Raw genomic sequence first — 16,209 nt, forward strand, 5'->3', positions numbered from 1 at the left:
TTATTTACACAAAAGAATTGACAGTGTCCTAAAAGCTTTGATAGAATGATAGTTTGGACTTCAAAAGTCCTTAAATATGCTTTCAAGGTCGGCCTAATAGATAGCAATCCTTTTGATCGTGTTATCGTGCCAAAAAAGCCAGCCAAAAGGAAGAAAGACAACTTCTATACTAAAGATGAGCTGGAAACACTCTTGAACGGTGCCAGGGATGCTGGAATGATGAAATATACTTTATTCCGCCTGCTGGCCTTCTCCGGAATGCGGATCGGGGAACTGATCGCTTTGGAATGGTCGGATGTTGATTTTGCAAGCCAATCAGTTTCCATAAATAAAACGTTAACGCTGGACAAGTACGGACAAGCGACGGTAGGGAGCCCAAAAACGACGAATAGCAATAGAGCGGTCTTGCTGGATGATGTAACGATGACCATTCTTAGACAATGGCGGGCTGAACATGCAAGGCGAATCATCTATTTTGGCAAGCCCCGCAATAACCTTGTTTTTGCTAGCGAACACGGGGGGCACCTAAGCAATGGCACAATTAAAGGCTGGAACAAAAAAATCGCTGAAAACAAGGGACTAAGGGCAATTAGTTTGCATGGGTTCAGACATACACACGCAAGTTTATGTTTTGAAGCTGGTTTGACTATGCAAGATGTTAAAGAACGATTAGGACATTCAAGCATTTCAACCACTATGGAGATTTACACTCATGTAACCAATGATAGAAAGGAAGAAAGTGTTCAACAACTAGCCAAATTCATGCGGGCTTAGGTGCTTTTGGTGCAATATTAGGTGCAATATTTTTATGTTAGCTTGCTGAATGGCGGTATTGCGCTATTCTGTGATATTATGTAATTAAGTAATGAGTAATTGAGGGATTAAGTTTGAAAGTGATAAATCTAAGCTATCCGTTCAAGAAAGAGCTGACGGCTGGCAAGGTTGTTCTGGCCCTGGGCTTTTTTGATGGAGTTCATATCGGCCACCAGAAGTTGATCAAGGAAGCCAGGATAATTGCAGTTGAGAAGGATCTACCATTGATGGTGCTGACCTTTGACCGCCACCCCAAGGAGGTCTATGCCGGAGTTAAGGACTTTGAATACTTGAACACACCGGAGGAAAAGGCCTACGAAATGTCCAAGATCGGGGTCGACTACCTGGTGATTCTCAAGTTTACGCCGGGGTTCAGCCACCTGGCTCCCCAGGCCTTCGTTGATGAGATCATCATGGGCCTGAAAGCAGACACGGTGGTAGCCGGCTTTGACTACAGCTACGGCCCAAAGGACGTGGCCAATATGGAAAATCTGCCGGCCTTTGCCAAGGGCCGCTTTGACATCAAGGTGGTTCCAAAGCAGATCTTTGCCGGGAAAAAAATCGGTTCAACTGAAATCCGCCAGGCTGTTAAAAGCGGCAATCTCCGCTTGGCCACGGAACTTCTGGGCCACCCGTATTTGACCAGTGGCAAGGTCGTCCACGGCTTCAGAAACGGCCACAAGCTGGGCTTCCCAACCGCGAATTTGGAGCTGGCCTGGCCAAAAGTTTTGCCGAAAATCGGAGTCTACGCGACCATGACCCAAGTAGGGGACAGCTGGCACCAGTCAATGACCAGTGTCGGCTACAATGTCACTTTCAATGATGAGAAGAAGATTTACATCGAATCTAACATCTTTGATTTTGACCAGGACATTTACGGCCAGCAAATCACCATCGCCTGGTACAAATACTTGCGCGGGGAAGAAAAGTTTGCCGATATGGCGGCTTTAAGCGAGCAGCTGAAGCTGGACCAAGTCGCTAGTGAAAACTATTTTAGTTCACTGATTGAGCAGTAATAAGAACGGTCTTTTAAGCGAGACCGTTTTTTTGCGGGATTTTTTTAGCATTCTCCTTGACTAACTGCTAATTTCTTGTTAATCTATGCCATGTTAGCACATGAAAGTTGTGAGTGCTAAAAGCGAGGGCGATGTTATGTTGACCGAACGTCAAGAACTTATTCTAAAGACAATTATTCAAGACTTTACCAAGACGCATGAGCCGGTTGGCTCAAAGACAGTCATGAATCAATTGGCGATTAAAGTGTCCAGCGCGACAATCCGCAACGAGATGGCGGTTCTGGAAGAGCATGGCTTGATTGAAAAGACCCACTCCTCCAGTGGCCGGGTGCCATCGACTGAGGGCTATCGCTATTACCTGGACAATTTGGTGCAGCCGCTGCAGCTGCCGGAAGAAATGTACAATCAAATTGGCTACCAGTTTGACCAGCCGTTCAACCAAGTGGACGAAATCGTCAAGGAAGCCGCCAGGATCCTGTCAGACTTGACTGACTACACGGCCTTTGCAGAAGGGCCGGAAGCCAAGAATGTCAGCATCACTGGCTTCAGAATCGTGCCCCTGGCTCCCCGGCAGGTCATGGCTATTCTGGTAACCAGCGATGGCAGCGTCAAGAACCAGCTCTACACCTTGCCGCGGCACATCTCAGGGGATGAAATTGAACAGGCGGTCCGCTTGATCAATGACCAGCTGGTTGGCAAGAATTTAAGCGAAATCAACAAGCAGACCTTTGAGCAGCTGTCCAGCAGCCAGATCGTGGGCAAGAATGCCCCGGAATTTCTGGAATTGCTGGAAGCCGTCATTAAGGACGCGGCAAGCGAGCAGATGTATGTTGACGGTCAGCTGAACCTGCTCAACAATACTGAAAACAGCGATTTAAAAGCCATCAAGTCGCTATATGAACTGATCAATTCCAGCTCTCTGGCTGGAGAACTGATCGATCTCAGCGACAGTCCCAGCCATTACCCTGTCCATGTCCGCTTAGGAGCGGAACTAGAGAACGACCTGCTGAAGGATTTCAGCCTGGTAACGGCTGAATATAGCGTTGGCCACTACGGGCGGGGGACGATCGCCCTGCTGGGGCCGAGAAACATGCCTTACTCGGAAATGATCGGATTGATGGAATACTTCCGCCAGGAACTGGCCCGCAAGTTGTTAGATTACTATGGCAGATTTAAATAAGGAGGTTTGTCGTGAGCAAAGAAGAATTTCCAAGTGAGAAAGATTTGCCGCAAGAAGACCAGGAAAAGCAAGCCAAGTCAGCTGAAGCTGACAAGGCCGGCGTAAAAGAAGACAAAAAGGCAAAAGACAACAAAGAAGAAGCAGCCAAGCCAGCTGATGCAGAACTGGACCAGCTCAAGGCTGAAGTTGCCGCTTTGACCCAGAAGAACAAGGACCTGGAAGACAAGTACTTGCGCAGCGAAGCTGAGATTCAAAACGCCCAGCGCCGCTACAGCAAGGAAAGAGCCAACCTGGTCAAGTACGAGTCCCAGCGTCTGGGCAAGGATATCCTGGCCAGCGTGGACAACTTGGAAAGGGCTCTGCAGGTCAAGGCCGACGACGAGGCTTCCAGTCAGCTGAAGAAGGGGATCGAAATGACCCTGGAAGGCCTGGTCAGAGCCTTGAAGGACAACGGCATTGAAGAAATTAAGGCTGACGGCGAAAAGTTTGATCCGACATTGCACCAGGCGGTCCAAAGCGTACCGGCTGAAAATGATGATCAAAAAGGCCATGTCGTACAGGTCCTGCAAAAGGGTTACGTCTACAAGGACCGGACCCTGCGGCCAGCCATGGTTGTCGTTGCCCAGTAAGGCAATTTTTTAACAAAGCAATAAACAAGCAAAAATAAAGCAAAGGAGATAAAAAGACAATGTCTAAAGTTATTGGGATTGACTTAGGTACCACCAACTCAGCAGTTGCGGTTTTGGAAGGCAAGGAACCAAAGATTATTACCAACCCGGAAGGCGCTAGAACTACCCCTTCAGTAGTTGCCTTCAAAGACGGCGAAATTCAAGTCGGTGAAGTTGCCAAGCGGCAAGCCATCACCAACCCGAACACCATTGTTTCCATCAAGCGGCACATGGGCGAAAGTGACTACAAGGTTAAGGTTGGCGACAAGGCTTACACCCCGCAGGAAATTTCAGCCATGATCCTGCAATACATCAAGAAGTTCTCAGAAGACTACCTTGGTGAACCAGTTACTGACGCGGTTATCACTGTTCCAGCCTACTTCAACGACGCGCAACGGCAAGCAACCAAGGACGCCGGCAAGATCGCGGGCTTGAACGTGCAACGGATCATCAACGAACCAACTGCTTCAGCCCTGGCCTACGGCTTGGACAAGGATGAAGACGACGAAACTGTTCTGGTTTACGACCTTGGTGGTGGTACTTTCGACGTTTCCGTCCTGCAATTAGGTGACGGCGTCTTCCAAGTTCTGTCAACCAACGGTGACACTCACCTGGGTGGGGACGACTTTGACAACAAGATCATCGACTGGCTGGTTGATGGCTTCAAGCAAGAAAACGGCGTTGACTTGTCCAAGGACAAGATGGCAATGCAACGTTTGAAGGATGCGGCTGAAAAGGCCAAGAAGGACTTGTCAGGCGTATCTTCAACCCACATCTCCCTTCCATTCATCTCTGCTGGTGAAGCAGGTCCTCTGCACTTGGAAGCAGACCTTACCCGGGCTAAGTTCAACGAACTGACTGACGACTTAGTGCAAAGAACCAAGATCCCATTTGACAACGCCCTGCGTGACGCTGGCCTGTCAGTTGGCGACATCGACAAGGTTATCTTGAACGGTGGTTCAACCCGGATTCCAGCAGTTCAAGAAGCTGTAAAGCAATGGGCCGGCAAGGAACCAGACCACTCAATCAACCCAGACGAAGCCGTTGCTTTGGGTGCCGCAATCCAAGGCGGGGTTATCTCCGGTGACGTTAAGGACATCGTTTTGCTTGACGTTACTCCGCTTTCCCTGGGTATCGAAACCATGGGCGGGGTCTTCACCAAGCTGATCGACAGAAACACCACCATCCCAACTTCCAAGAGCCAAATCTTCTCAACTGCCGCTGACAACCAACCAGCTGTTGACATCCACGTTTTGCAAGGTGAACGGCCAATGGCAGCTGACAACAAGACTTTGGGCCGCTTCGAACTGACTGACATTCCAGCTGCTCCACGTGGCGTGCCACAAATCCAAGTTACCTTCGACATCGACAAGAACGGTATCGTTAACGTTTCAGCCAAGGACATGGGGACTGGCAAGGAACAAAAGATCACCATCCAATCAGCTTCCGGCCTGTCAGACGAAGAAATCGAAAGAATGAAGAAGGAAGCTGAAGAACACGCTGACGAAGACGCCAAGAAGAAGGAAGAAGTTGACCTCAGAAACGAAGTTGACGGCTTGATCTTCCAAACCGAAAAGACTTTGAAGGAAGTTGACGGCAAGCTCGCAGACAGCGACGTTCAACCAGTTAAGGATGCCCTGGAAGACTTGAAGAAGGCCCAAAAGGACAACAACCTGGACGAAATGAAGGAAAAGAAGGACGCTTTGAGCAAGGTTGCCCAAGACCTGGCTGTCAAGCTCTACCAGCAAAACGCCCAAAACCAGCAAGGTCAAGGCGGTCAAGCAGGCCCAACTGACGATGGTTCAAATGGCGCAAACGGCGACACGGTTGACGGCGACTTCACCAAAGTAGACCCAGACAAGTAAAGCGACTATAATTAAACAAAAGGAGAAGAACTGCTTGATGTAGTTCTTTTCTTTTGTTAGTAAAAGGAGCAATAATAAACAGATGGCAGCAAACCGTGACTATTATGACGTCTTAGGCGTGAGCCGGGATGCCAGTGACGCAGAAATCAGCAAGGCCTACCGGAAGTTGGCCAAGAAGTATCACCCGGACTTAAACCACGAAGCAGGGGCAGAAGAAAAGTACAAGGAAGTCAACGAAGCTTACGAAGTGCTTCATGACCCGCAAAAGCGGCAGCAGTATGACCAATTTGGCCAGGCTGGCATGAACGGCCAGGGCGGCTTTGGCGGCCAGTATGGGGGCCAGGGCTTTGGCGGAGCTGATTTTGGTGACTTTGGTGACATCTTTAACAGCTTCTTTGGCGGCGGCGCCCGCCAGCAGGTAGACCCGACCGCTCCGCAGCGGGGGGCTGACCTGGACTACACCATGACGATCGACTTTATGGATGCCATCAAGGGCAAGACCAGTGAAATCAGCTACAGCCGGTCAACCACCTGTGAAGTCTGCAAGGGTTCCGGGGCTGAAAAGGGCACCCACCCGATCACCTGCGACAAGTGCGGGGGCAGCGGCATGATGACCATTACGCAAAGAAGCGTTTTGGGCATGATCCAGCGGCAGACGACCTGTGACAAGTGCGCGGGCAGCGGGGTCATCATCCAGCATCCATGCCAGAATTGCCACGGCAAGGGGGTCAAGACCCAGAAGCAGACCCTGCAGGTTAAGGTGCCAGCCGGCATCGACAACGGCCAGCAGATCCGCCTGGCCGGCCAAGGCGAAGCCGGCAAGAACGGTGGCCCATACGGGGACCTGTACATCGTCTTCCGGGTGCGGCCAAGCAAGGACTTCACCAGACGTGGCCAGACCATCTACACGACCGTGCCGATTTCCTTTGCCCAGGCAACCTTGGGTGACGAGATCAACGTCAAGACAGTTTACGGCGACACGAAACTGAAGATTCCGGCCGGCACCCAGCCAAACCAGAAGTTTACTTTAAAGGAAAAGGGTGTTCCGAGCCTGCGCGGCGGCAGCACTGGTGACCAGGTAACCACGGTTGAGATCGTGATTCCGAAGTCCATCAACGAGGCCCAGCGCAAGGCCCTGCTGGAATTCGTCAAGGCCAGCGGTGGCTCCATTGCCCCGCAGGAAAAAGGCTTCTTTGAACGCTTGAAGGAGAAGCTGAGCTAAATTTTTAAGCAAATTAAGGAGGCAGTCTGCAAGGACTGCCTTTTTTGATGACTGGGAAAAGACAAATGCTTTGTTTTCGGGTATAATTGTTTAGTACTTTAGTAAGGATGCGAGAAAATATATGGACTTAGAAAAATTAAAAGACTACCAAAAGCACATCCGCAATTTTTCAATCGTGGCCCACGTTGACCACGGCAAATCAACGATTGCCGACCGGATTCTGGAACTGACGGACACGGTTTCCAAGCGGCAGCTGAAAAATCAAATGCTGGATGACATGCCCCTTGAACGGCAGCGGGGGATCACCATCAAGATGAACTCGGTGCAGGTCAAGTACCACGCCAATGACGGGGAAGACTACATTTTCCACTTGATCGACACCCCCGGCCACGTCGACTTCTCCTATGAAGTTTCCCGGTCCCTGGCTGCCTGTGAAGGGGCTGTCCTGGTCGTTGACGCCTCCCAGGGTGTCCAGGCCCAGACCCTGTCCAACACTTACCTGGCTTTGGAAAACGACCTGGAAATCCTGCCTGTTTTAAACAAGATCGACCTGCCAAGCGCCGACCCGGACATGGCTAAGAGCGAAATCGGCGACATGCTGGGCTTAGACGCCAGCGACGCCGTGGAAGTTTCCGGCAAGACCGGGGCAGGGATTCCGGAACTTTTGGAAAGAATCGTGACCGACATCCCAGCGCCGACCGGGGACTTGACCAAGCCCCTCAAGGCCTTGATCTTTGACTCCAAGTATGATGACTACCGGGGGGTGGTCATGTCAGTCAGAATTGAAGAAGGCATGGTTAAGCCAGGCGACGAAATCATGATCATGAACACCGGCAAAAAGTATGAAGTAACCGAAGTCGGCGTTTCCAGCCCCCACCCGGTTAAAGAAGATATCTTGATTGCCGGGGACGTTGGCTATATTACTGCCAACATCAAGTCTGTCCGGGAAACCCGGGTCGGGGATACCATCACCAGCGCTGAAAACCCGACGGCAGAAGCTTTGCCAGGCTACCGGCAGATTCCGCCAATGGTCTACTCTGGTATGTATCCAACCGACAACCGGGACTATGACGACTTGAAGGAAGCCCTACAGAAATTACAGCTTAACGATGCGTCTCTGGAATTTGAGCCGGAAACTTCCCAGGCCCTGGGCTTTGGTTTCCGCTGCGGATTTTTGGGCCTTTTGCACATGGACGTCGTGCAAGAGCGCTTGGAGCAGGAATTTGACGTGGACCTCATCATGACCGCGCCGTCAGTTGACTACCACGCCATCATGCCGACTGGGGAGGTCAAGCTGATCGACAACCCGGCTGACCTGCCGGATGCCGGTGAATACAAGGAATTGCAAGAGCCTTACGTCAAGGCGGAAATCATGGCGCCAAACGACTTCGTCGGTGCTGTAATGCAGCTGTGTGAAGGCAAGCGGGGCGAGTTCCAGACCATGGACTACCTGGACAAGTACCGGGTCAACGTGATCTACGAAATGCCCCTGGCAGAAATCATTTACGATTTCTTTGACCAGCTCAAGTCTTCAACCAAGGGCTATGCTTCTTTGGACTATGAAATCATCGGCTATAAGGCCACCAACCTGGTCAAGATCGACATTCTCTTGAACAAGGAACCGATCGATGCCTTGAGCTTCATCGCCCACCGCGAAGAAGCCCGGGACCGGGCTGTCCAAATGTGCAGCCTGTTGAAGAAGCTGATCCCGCGGCAAAACTTCCAAGTCGACATCCAAGGAGCAATCGGGTCCAAGATCATTTCCCGGGCTACGATCAAGCCTTACCGAAAAGACGTTACCTGGAAGATCCACACCGGTGACCCGGACCGGCGGTCCAAGCTTCTGGAGAAGCAGAAGCGGGGCAAGAAGCGGATGAAGTCAGTTGGCCGGGTGGAAGTCCCGCAGGACGCCTTTATGGCAGTATTACGGATGAATGACGATGACATCAAAGGCAAGTAAAAATACAAAAGGCCACCCAGTCCGCCGGATTATTCTGCGCCTAGTTGCCGTAATCCTCTTTTTGCTGGGCCTGGCTTTGGTCTTTAACCAGCAGATCAGCGCGTTTTTGGTCAAGCAGAACCAGAACGCGGCTTTAAAGGGCCTGACCCGGGACCAGGTCGTGCAGAACCAGAAAAAGAAGGGGATGTATGACTTCAAGAAGGTCAAGTCAATTGACTTTGCCCAGACCACCCGCAGCCGGGTCAAGAACACAGCTGGCGCAATTGGGGCAATTTCCATCCCCAGCGTCAAGCTCTACCTGCCAGTTATGCAGGGCCTCTCAGACGCGGCTCTGTCAACAGGGGGCGGCACCATGCGGGCTGACCAGAAGATGGGCAAGGGGAACTACCCTTTGGCCGGCCACTACATGACCGACCAGTGGGCCCTTTTTTCACCCCTTGAAAGGGTCAAGCTGGGCAGCATGGTCTATTTGACTGATTTAAAGAAGGTCTATGCGTCTATGCATACAAGATCTACTACAAGAAGGTGGTTGACCCTAGCGCCGTTTGGCTGGTTGCCAACACCAAGAAGGAGATCGTGACCTTGATCACCTGTGCCGATGGCGGGGTAAACCGCTGGTCTTTAAGAGGGAAGCTGACCGCGGTCAAGCCGGCAAGCAAGCAGAATTTGGAGATGTTTAAACTTCGATGAAATGGCAAGAAAGAACAGCTGCTCCTTTGGCCAGTGACCTGGTTGAGGAATTTCAACTTAGCCCATTAACGGCTAAGTTGTTTTCTTTGCGGGGAATTGACAACGAGGAAAAAATCGACTATTGGCTCCACGCCAGTGAAAATGACCTGGCTGATCCCTTTTTGATGCATGACATGGACAAGGCAGTCGGCCGGATCAACCAGGCCCTGGACGAGGGCGAAAAGATCACTATTTACGGGGACTATGACGCTGACGGGATCACCGCCACGGCCATCATGACGGAAATACTGACCATCATGGGGGCTGATGTTCATTACTTCATTCCTGACCGCTTCAAGGACGGCTATGGGCCAAGTTTAGACCGCTACAAGGATATTGTGGCAGACGGGACGAAATTGATCATCACCGTTGACAATGGGGTAACCGGGATTGAAGAAGTGGCATATGCGCAGTCTCACGGCGTGGACGTGATCGTTACCGACCACCACACCTTCAAGGAGGAAAAGCCCGACGCTTATGCCCTGGTGCACTGCAACTACCCAGGCCAGGCTTATCCTTTTGACGACTATTGCGGGGCCGGGGTAGCTTATACTATTGCCCGGGCAGTCTTAGAAGACACGGCCAGCGAATTTTTGGAACTGGCCATGATCGGGACCATTGGGGACATGGTCAAAGTTTCCGGTGAAGGGCACGTTATCGTTAAGCGGGGCTTGGAGATGCTGAATGAAAGCTCCCGGCCGGGCCTGGAGGCTCTTATCCGCAATGCCGGCCTTACCCCGGGGATGATTGATGAAGAAGACGTCGGCTTTAGCATCGCTCCCCGTTTAAACGCCTGCGGCCGCCTGGCTGATGCCAGCCTGGCCGTAAGGCTGCTTTTGGCGGAAAGCCCGGGCGAGGCCCAGGAATTAGCCGATCAGATTGAAAAGCTGAACAATGAGCGAAAAGACCTGACCCAAGCGACCATGCAGGCGGCTGAGGCTCAAATTAAGAGCCGGGGCTACCAGAAAGAAGCGACATTGACCCTGTATGACCCGGCCTGGCATGAAGGGGTCATGGGCTTAGTCGCCAACAAGATCGTGGAAAAATACCACAAGCCAACCTTGATGCTGACGAAAAACGAGGCCGGCCTGGTCAAGGGGTCTGGCCGGTCCAGCCAGGGCTTCAACTTGTTCAATGCCTTGAAGCCTTTTGAAGGCAAGTCCATCACCCAGTTTGGCGGCCACGACTTTGCCTGCGGCCTGTCGACGACTGAGGAAAATCTGAACCAGCTCAGGCGCGACTTTAACCAAAGCTATAAGGCGGGGGAGAAGGCTCCGGAAAAGGTCCAGGAATATGATGGCACGATCAGTCCATTAGATGTTGATTTGACCAGCGTTTATGACCTGGCCCAGGCCGGGCCTTTTGGCACGGACAACCCCCAGCCGGTCTTTTTGCTTGACAAGCCGCAGATCTCTAACTTCCGCCCTATGCGGAAGGGCTGCAGCTTCATGGTGGGCCCGGTCAGGGCGGTGGACTTTGACCACGGCTTAAACCAAACTGTCCTGCCTTATTTGCAGCAGATGTTGGTTAAGCTTGCTTCTAACACTTTTAAAGGCAAAACCAATGTCCAGTTCCGGATTGTTGACCTGCATTACGGCCAGTCCTTGTACGCGCCATCCGCCCGGATTGTGGACTTTCGCGGGCAGGAGAATTTGCTGGGTTTTGCGGACAAGTATTTCTTATTTGATGAGAAAAATCTCAGCCAGGCCATGAATCATTTTGGCATAACTAAAGAGCAGATTTCTCTGGCCAAGGACAATGAAGACCTCAGCCAGCAGGTCGTGTCAGTTCTTGACGTGCCGGCCAATGAGGCCCAGCTGAACTTTGTCCTGGCCAAGCCTTACCGCCAGCTCTACCTGCGCTTTCAGTTGGACCAGCTGCCAGGGGAGACCCTGCCCAGCCGGGGCAACTTCGGCCTGGTCTGGCAGTACTTTTTAGCCCACCCGGGACTAAAACCGAATGATTACATGCAGGCTGCCGGCCAGCTGGGGATGGATCCGGACAGCATCATGTTTATTTTGAGGGTGTTTTTTACCCTTGATTTTGTTAAAATGGAAGAGGACAGATTGCTCCCTAAGCCGAGTCCGACAAAGAAGTCTTTGGACGATTCAGCCTATTACCGGTCAGTGAAAGCAGAATATGCCTTCGTTAACAAATTACGAACAATCTCTTCGAATGAATTAATTCGCTATGCCAGTGGTCTAGCAAATGGAGGATTACAAAATGTCAATTGATTTTAAGAAGTACATTGCCAGCGTCAAGGACTTCCCGAATGAAGGAATCATCTTCCGGGACATTACCCCGATCCTGCAAGACGGTGAAGCCTTCGCGGCAGCTACTCACGAAATTGCTGAATACGCCAAGAGCCGGCAAGCTGACGTGATCGTCGGGCCGGAAGCCCGGGGCTTCCTGGTCGGGACTCCGGTAGCAATCGAACTGGGTATCGGCTTCGTGCCAGCCCGTAAGCCCCACAAGCTGCCACGGGAAGTAGAAGCTGCGGCTTACGACCTGGAATACGGGTCAAACGTCCTGGAAATGCACAAGGACGCGATCAAGCCTGGCCAAAGAGTAGTCATCTGCGACGACTTGATGGCTACGGCCGGCACCCTGCACGCCACTAAGGAATTGATTGAACGCCTGGGCGGGAAGGTTGTCGGGGCAGCCTTTTACATTGAACTGACCGACCTTAAGGGCAGAGAAAAGTTCCCGGACGTGGACATCTTCTCCCTGGTTAAATACAACGGCGCTTAATTTTAAGAGCAAGACAGAAAAAGCGGCTTTACCGGAAGGTAGAAGCCGTTTTTGTTTGTATTAAAAATAAAAGTAAAACTATTGCAGCCGGTCCAGGTGGTCCAGGTGGTCCAGGTGCTCGGTCATCGCGTCGATGATCTGCACGATGTCCTGGTCGTTGATTGAATAGTAGACAAAAGTGCCTGCTTTGCGTTTCTGCACGAAATCGTATTTTTTCAAAATACCGAGCTGCTTGGAAATTACCGGCTGAGAGACACCCAGGTGGCCGACGATTGCCGAAACCGGGCTTTCGCCGTGTTTTCTCAGGTAAAAGAGAATATGGATCCGCAGGCTGTTACCCAAGACCTTGAAAAGGCGGGCCGCCTGGTCGATCAGTTCTTCGTGTGTCATGCGGGTCTCCTTTCCAGTTTCCCCCTTGATTATATATCATTTTTGTAATATAGTGTATGCAAGAGTAAATATACCAAAAACGATATATAAAAGATTGCGCAGGTAAAAATCATGAAAGACCAAGCATCAAAAAGGTATTTGTGGGTGACTGTCTTCAATGTCATCATTACTGCCGCGGAAATTGCCGGCGGGATTATCTCCGGTTCCCTGGCCCTCTTGTCAGATGCTTTGCATAACTTGAGTGACGTTGTTTCCATCGTGGTTGCCTTTGCGGCTAATTTGATCGCCAAAAGAAGCAAGGACCAGCACAAGACCTTTGGCTACAAGCGGGCCGAAACCCTGGCTGCCTACACCAACGGCCTCTTCTTGCTGGCCATCAGCATCTATCTCTTTATTTCAGCCATTAAGCGTTTCAGCAAGCCTGAACCGATTGAAGGGGGCGTCATGTTCATCGTCTCCTTGATCGGCCTGGCCGGCAACTTGATCTCCATGCTGATCCTGGGCAAGGGGAGCAAGGAGAATTTGAATGCCCGGGCCCTCTTTTTGAATATGATGTCGGACACCTTGTCCAGCGTGGCTGTCGTGGTGGGGTCACTCTTGATTTACTACCAAAACTGGACCCTGGTGGACCCGGTCTTAACTATGGCCGCGGCAATTTTCCTCTTGAAAGAGGCTTTTGAAGTCACCAGGGACTCAGCTAACGTCTTGATGGAAGCTAACCCCGACCTAGACCTGGAAGCCATTGAAGAGGCTGGTTTGGCCTTTAAGGAGGTAAGACAGCTCCACCACCTGCATGTCTGGCGCTACAGTGATGACACCATCATGCTGGACGCCCACATTGTGGTTGACTCCGGTTTAACCGCCAAGCGGATTGAAGAGCTTGATGAAGAGATTGCTGCTTGTCTGAAGGAAAAGTTTGCCATCAACCACGTTACCCTGCAGGCAGAATGCAGCCGGGGCCTGGACGAGGACCTTTTGTCAACCAACAAGGAAAATTAAGAAAAGATTAGCTAACTTCAAAAAAAGAGAAAATTAGGGTCAAAAGGCTTGTCTTCGCAAGGCTTAGGCCTTAGAAGAATTAAAGTTAGCAAAAAATAGCAAGAAAATGAAAATGATTTTAAAAAGGCCTTGCGAACCTTCAGAAAGAGTATTATAGTTACAACTATAAAAACTAGTGATTGAATTTTTAGGAGGTAATATCATGGCAAAAAAAGATCTCGATTGGGCAAATATCGGCTTTGGCTATCATCAAACCGACAAGCGCTACGTGGACTATTTCCACGGCGGTGCCTGGGAAGGCGGCAAGCTGACCGACGACCCTAATGTCGTATTGAATGAATGTGCTGAAACCCTGCAATACGCCCAGCAAGTTTTTGAAGGGATGAAGGCCTACACCTGGAAGGACGGCTCTGTTGTTGTCTTTAGGCCAGACCAGAACGCGGAACGGATGTACAACTCCGCTAAGCGGATCGAAATGCAGCCTTATCCAAAGGACAAGTTCGTTGAAGCAATCGACCAAGTAGTCAAGGGCAATGTTGACTGGGTACCGCCATACGGTTCAGGCGCGACTCTTTACCTGCGTCCATACGAAATCGGCACTACACCAATCATCGGCGTTGCTCCGGCAACTGACTACATGTTCAGAATCTTTGCAACTCCAGTTGGCCCATACTACAAGGGCGGGGCTACTCCAGTTGCCGTTCAGGTTGCCCAATATGACCGGGCTGCACCTCGCGGGACTGGCAACGTTAAGGCCGCTTTGAACTATGCCATGAGTTTGAAGGCGACTGTCGCTGCCCACCAGGCAGGTTTTGCTGAAAATATGTACCTGGACCCAGCTACCCAAACTTACATTGAAGAAACGGGTGGCTCAAACATTATCTTCATCGACCAAAACAACCACTTGGTCGTTCCTAAGTCAAATTCAATTTTGCCATCAATCACTAGACGCTCCATTGTATACTTGGCTGAACACTACCTCAACTTGACGGTTGAAGAAAGACAAGTCCGCTTCGACGAAGTTCCATCCTTCAAGGAATGTGCTTTGGTCGGCACGGCTGCCGTATTGTCACCAGTTGGCCGCATCGTCAATGGCGACCAGGTCATCGACCTGCCATCAGGCATGGACAAGCCAGGCAAGTTCATGGAAGAACTTTACAACACTTTGACTGGCATCCAAAACGGGGAAGTCGAAGCCCCAGAAGGCTGGATCCACCACGTGATGTAAAAATCATAATCGAGAAGAAGATAAAAAATAGCAGTTTTCGCAACTGCTATTTTTTATTGCTTTGGCCAGGGCCGGAAACTGTTATAATAAAAGCTAGTCAAACTAGCGAGGTGTATGATGAACAAATTTTGGAACCACATTGATCAGAAGTATTTTAAGATTGCCCTCTACTGTCTGGGCACGGTCTTTGCCGGTCTCTTCATCCTGCTTTTAGCCTATGAGTCAACTGGCTTCTGGGTCCGGGTAGGCAAGATTCTGGCAGCAATTGCCCAGCCTTTGACTTACGGCTTAGTTTTAACCTATCTCTTGCTGCCTTTGACCAACTTCTTTGACCGGAAGTTTTCCAAGGGCAGCAGCCGGGGGGCAGTGGCGACGGCCAGCCGGTCAGCCGCAGTGGCCTTGACCCTGCTCTTGCTCTTGCTGGTTATTTTACTGGCCGCGACAGCGGTTTTCGTGACCTTCTCCAAGCAGCTGAGCCATTTCAGCCTGGGCAGCTTAGAAAGCCTCTATGACCAACTGAAAGCCCAGTACAGCAGCTTTATCAACGAAATCTTAGCCTACCTGCAAAAGCAGGGCTGGTCGACCAGCGGCCTGGTCTCTTATATGCAAAAGGGGGTCGGCCGGGTAACTGGCTTTTTGAGCGACTTCTTCTTCGGGGTGATTTTTGCCATCTACTTCCTCTACGATGGCCAGCGGATCGCGGCATACTGGAAGAGAAACCTGGGCACCCTCTTAAACAAAAAGGTGATCAAGGGAATCAAGCTCTTCTTAGCAGACGCCGACCGGGCCTTCTCCGGCTACATCAGAGGGCAAATTATCGATGCTTTTATCGTTGGCCTTTTAGTTAGCCTGGCCATGCTGATTGCCAAGGTCCCATATGGCCTTTTGATCGGCTTGGTAACCGGGCTGGGTAACCTAATCCCATACTTTGGTCCGATTTTAGGCTATGGGATGGTTATCTTAGCCTGCACCCTCAGCCAGAATATGACAGCTTTGATCGTGGGGATGATTATTCTCCTCTTGATCCAGGCGATTGATGGCAATATTCTTAATCCTAAGCTTTTGTCTTCAGCCATTCACATCCACCCCCTGTACGTTATCGCCTGCGTGATTGCCGGCGGGGCCATGGGCGGCTTTGTGGGGATGCTGATTGCCGTCCCGATAGGGGCCTTGCTGAAAACGGAATTCGAGCGCTTGATTGCCTACCGGCAAAAGCAGCTGGAAAAGAGCAAAGAGGCAAGTGAAGAGTAAGCAGTAAGCAGAAAGTAGATATAAGAACTAAGTAAAAGGACTCGCAAAAGCGAGTCCTTTTTGTCAGATTAAACAGTAATAAGTATAAAGCATTTAGTAGATGATATAGTTTGTCTTACTGGCCATTAGCCAGCTGA

At 50.8% G+C, this 16,209-nt stretch carries 13 protein-coding genes and 1 pseudogene; 13 read left to right on the plus strand and 1 reads right to left on the minus strand.

Annotated elements, in window-relative coordinates; genetic code table 11:
* The first annotated feature begins 45 nt into the window (after positions 1–45).
* The 10 genes and pseudogenes from HMPREF3168_RS01750 to HMPREF3168_RS01795 all read left to right on the plus strand — a co-directional run bounded on the left by HMPREF3168_RS01750 (position 46) and on the right by HMPREF3168_RS01795 (position 12,204).
* A complete protein-coding gene (locus HMPREF3168_RS01750; RefSeq protein ID WP_246825667.1) occupies positions 46–774 on the plus strand; it encodes a tyrosine-type recombinase/integrase in 729 nt (242 codons plus the stop codon).
* 113 nt (positions 775–887) lie between these two features.
* Positions 888–1,829 (plus strand): riboflavin biosynthesis protein RibF, encoded by a 942-nt coding sequence (gene ribF / locus HMPREF3168_RS01755; protein WP_003613798.1) that lies wholly within the window; start codon positions 888–890, stop codon positions 1,827–1,829.
* 136 nt (positions 1,830–1,965) lie between these two features.
* The gene (hrcA, locus tag HMPREF3168_RS01760) at positions 1,966–3,009 is read left to right on the plus strand and encodes a heat-inducible transcriptional repressor HrcA (RefSeq protein WP_003613789.1); all 1,044 of its coding nucleotides are present in this window, start codon (positions 1,966–1,968) and stop codon (positions 3,007–3,009) included.
* An 11-nt stretch (positions 3,010–3,020) separates the two neighbouring features.
* Positions 3,021–3,638: a nucleotide exchange factor GrpE gene (gene grpE / locus HMPREF3168_RS01765; RefSeq protein WP_003613758.1), complete on the plus strand. Its 618-nt coding sequence runs from the start codon at positions 3,021–3,023 to the stop codon at positions 3,636–3,638.
* A 59-nt stretch (positions 3,639–3,697) separates the two neighbouring features.
* A complete protein-coding gene (gene dnaK, locus HMPREF3168_RS01770; protein WP_003613738.1) occupies positions 3,698–5,542 on the plus strand; it encodes a molecular chaperone DnaK in 1,845 nt (614 codons plus the stop codon).
* Between the two features lie 82 nt (positions 5,543–5,624).
* Entirely contained in the window at positions 5,625–6,764 is a 1,140-nt protein-coding gene (dnaJ, locus tag HMPREF3168_RS01775; protein ID WP_070488183.1) for a molecular chaperone DnaJ, read from the plus strand.
* Between the two features lie 121 nt (positions 6,765–6,885).
* On the plus strand, positions 6,886–8,724 hold the full coding sequence (lepA, locus tag HMPREF3168_RS01780) for a translation elongation factor 4 (protein WP_003613756.1): 1,839 nt from the start codon (positions 6,886–6,888) through the stop codon (positions 8,722–8,724).
* Positions 8,705–9,414, plus strand: a pseudogene (locus HMPREF3168_RS01785) (class A sortase). Before lepA ends, HMPREF3168_RS01785 begins: the two are co-directional and overlap by 20 nt.
* Complete coding sequence (gene recJ / locus HMPREF3168_RS01790) at positions 9,411–11,687, plus strand: single-stranded-DNA-specific exonuclease RecJ (RefSeq protein WP_070488185.1); 2,277 nt, start codon at positions 9,411–9,413, stop codon at positions 11,685–11,687. The pseudogene HMPREF3168_RS01785 and the gene recJ overlap by 4 nt, the downstream one beginning before the upstream one ends.
* Positions 11,677–12,204, plus strand: a complete 528-nt coding sequence (locus HMPREF3168_RS01795) for an adenine phosphoribosyltransferase (protein WP_003613786.1) — start codon at positions 11,677–11,679, stop codon at positions 12,202–12,204. The genes recJ and HMPREF3168_RS01795 overlap by 11 nt, the downstream gene beginning before the upstream one ends.
* Before the next feature lie 78 nt (positions 12,205–12,282).
* Here the strand turns inward: HMPREF3168_RS01795 and HMPREF3168_RS01800 are convergent, their stop codons facing one another.
* Complete coding sequence (locus HMPREF3168_RS01800) at positions 12,283–12,594, minus strand: ArsR/SmtB family transcription factor (RefSeq protein WP_070488187.1); 312 nt, start codon at positions 12,592–12,594, stop codon at positions 12,283–12,285.
* Between the two features lie 111 nt (positions 12,595–12,705).
* Between HMPREF3168_RS01800 and HMPREF3168_RS01805 the strand changes: the two genes are divergently transcribed.
* From HMPREF3168_RS01805 to HMPREF3168_RS01815, 3 genes are all read left to right on the plus strand, one after another.
* A complete protein-coding gene (locus HMPREF3168_RS01805; protein WP_003613792.1) occupies positions 12,706–13,593 on the plus strand; it encodes a cation diffusion facilitator family transporter in 888 nt (295 codons plus the stop codon).
* Between the two features lie 202 nt (positions 13,594–13,795).
* Positions 13,796–14,821 carry a branched-chain amino acid aminotransferase gene (locus tag HMPREF3168_RS01810; protein ID WP_070488189.1) on the plus strand — a complete coding sequence of 342 codons (1,026 nt, stop codon included), beginning with the start codon at positions 13,796–13,798 and terminating at the stop codon, positions 14,819–14,821.
* A 117-nt stretch (positions 14,822–14,938) separates the two neighbouring features.
* Positions 14,939–16,072: an AI-2E family transporter gene (locus HMPREF3168_RS01815; protein ID WP_003613762.1), complete on the plus strand. Its 1,134-nt coding sequence runs from the start codon at positions 14,939–14,941 to the stop codon at positions 16,070–16,072.
* Positions 16,073–16,209: the final 137 nt, after the last annotated feature.

It is taken from the genome of Lactobacillus sp. HMSC08B12 (genome assembly GCF_001808415.1).
In the GTDB taxonomy this organism is placed as follows: Bacteria; Bacillota; Bacilli; order Lactobacillales; family Lactobacillaceae; genus Lactobacillus; species Lactobacillus delbrueckii.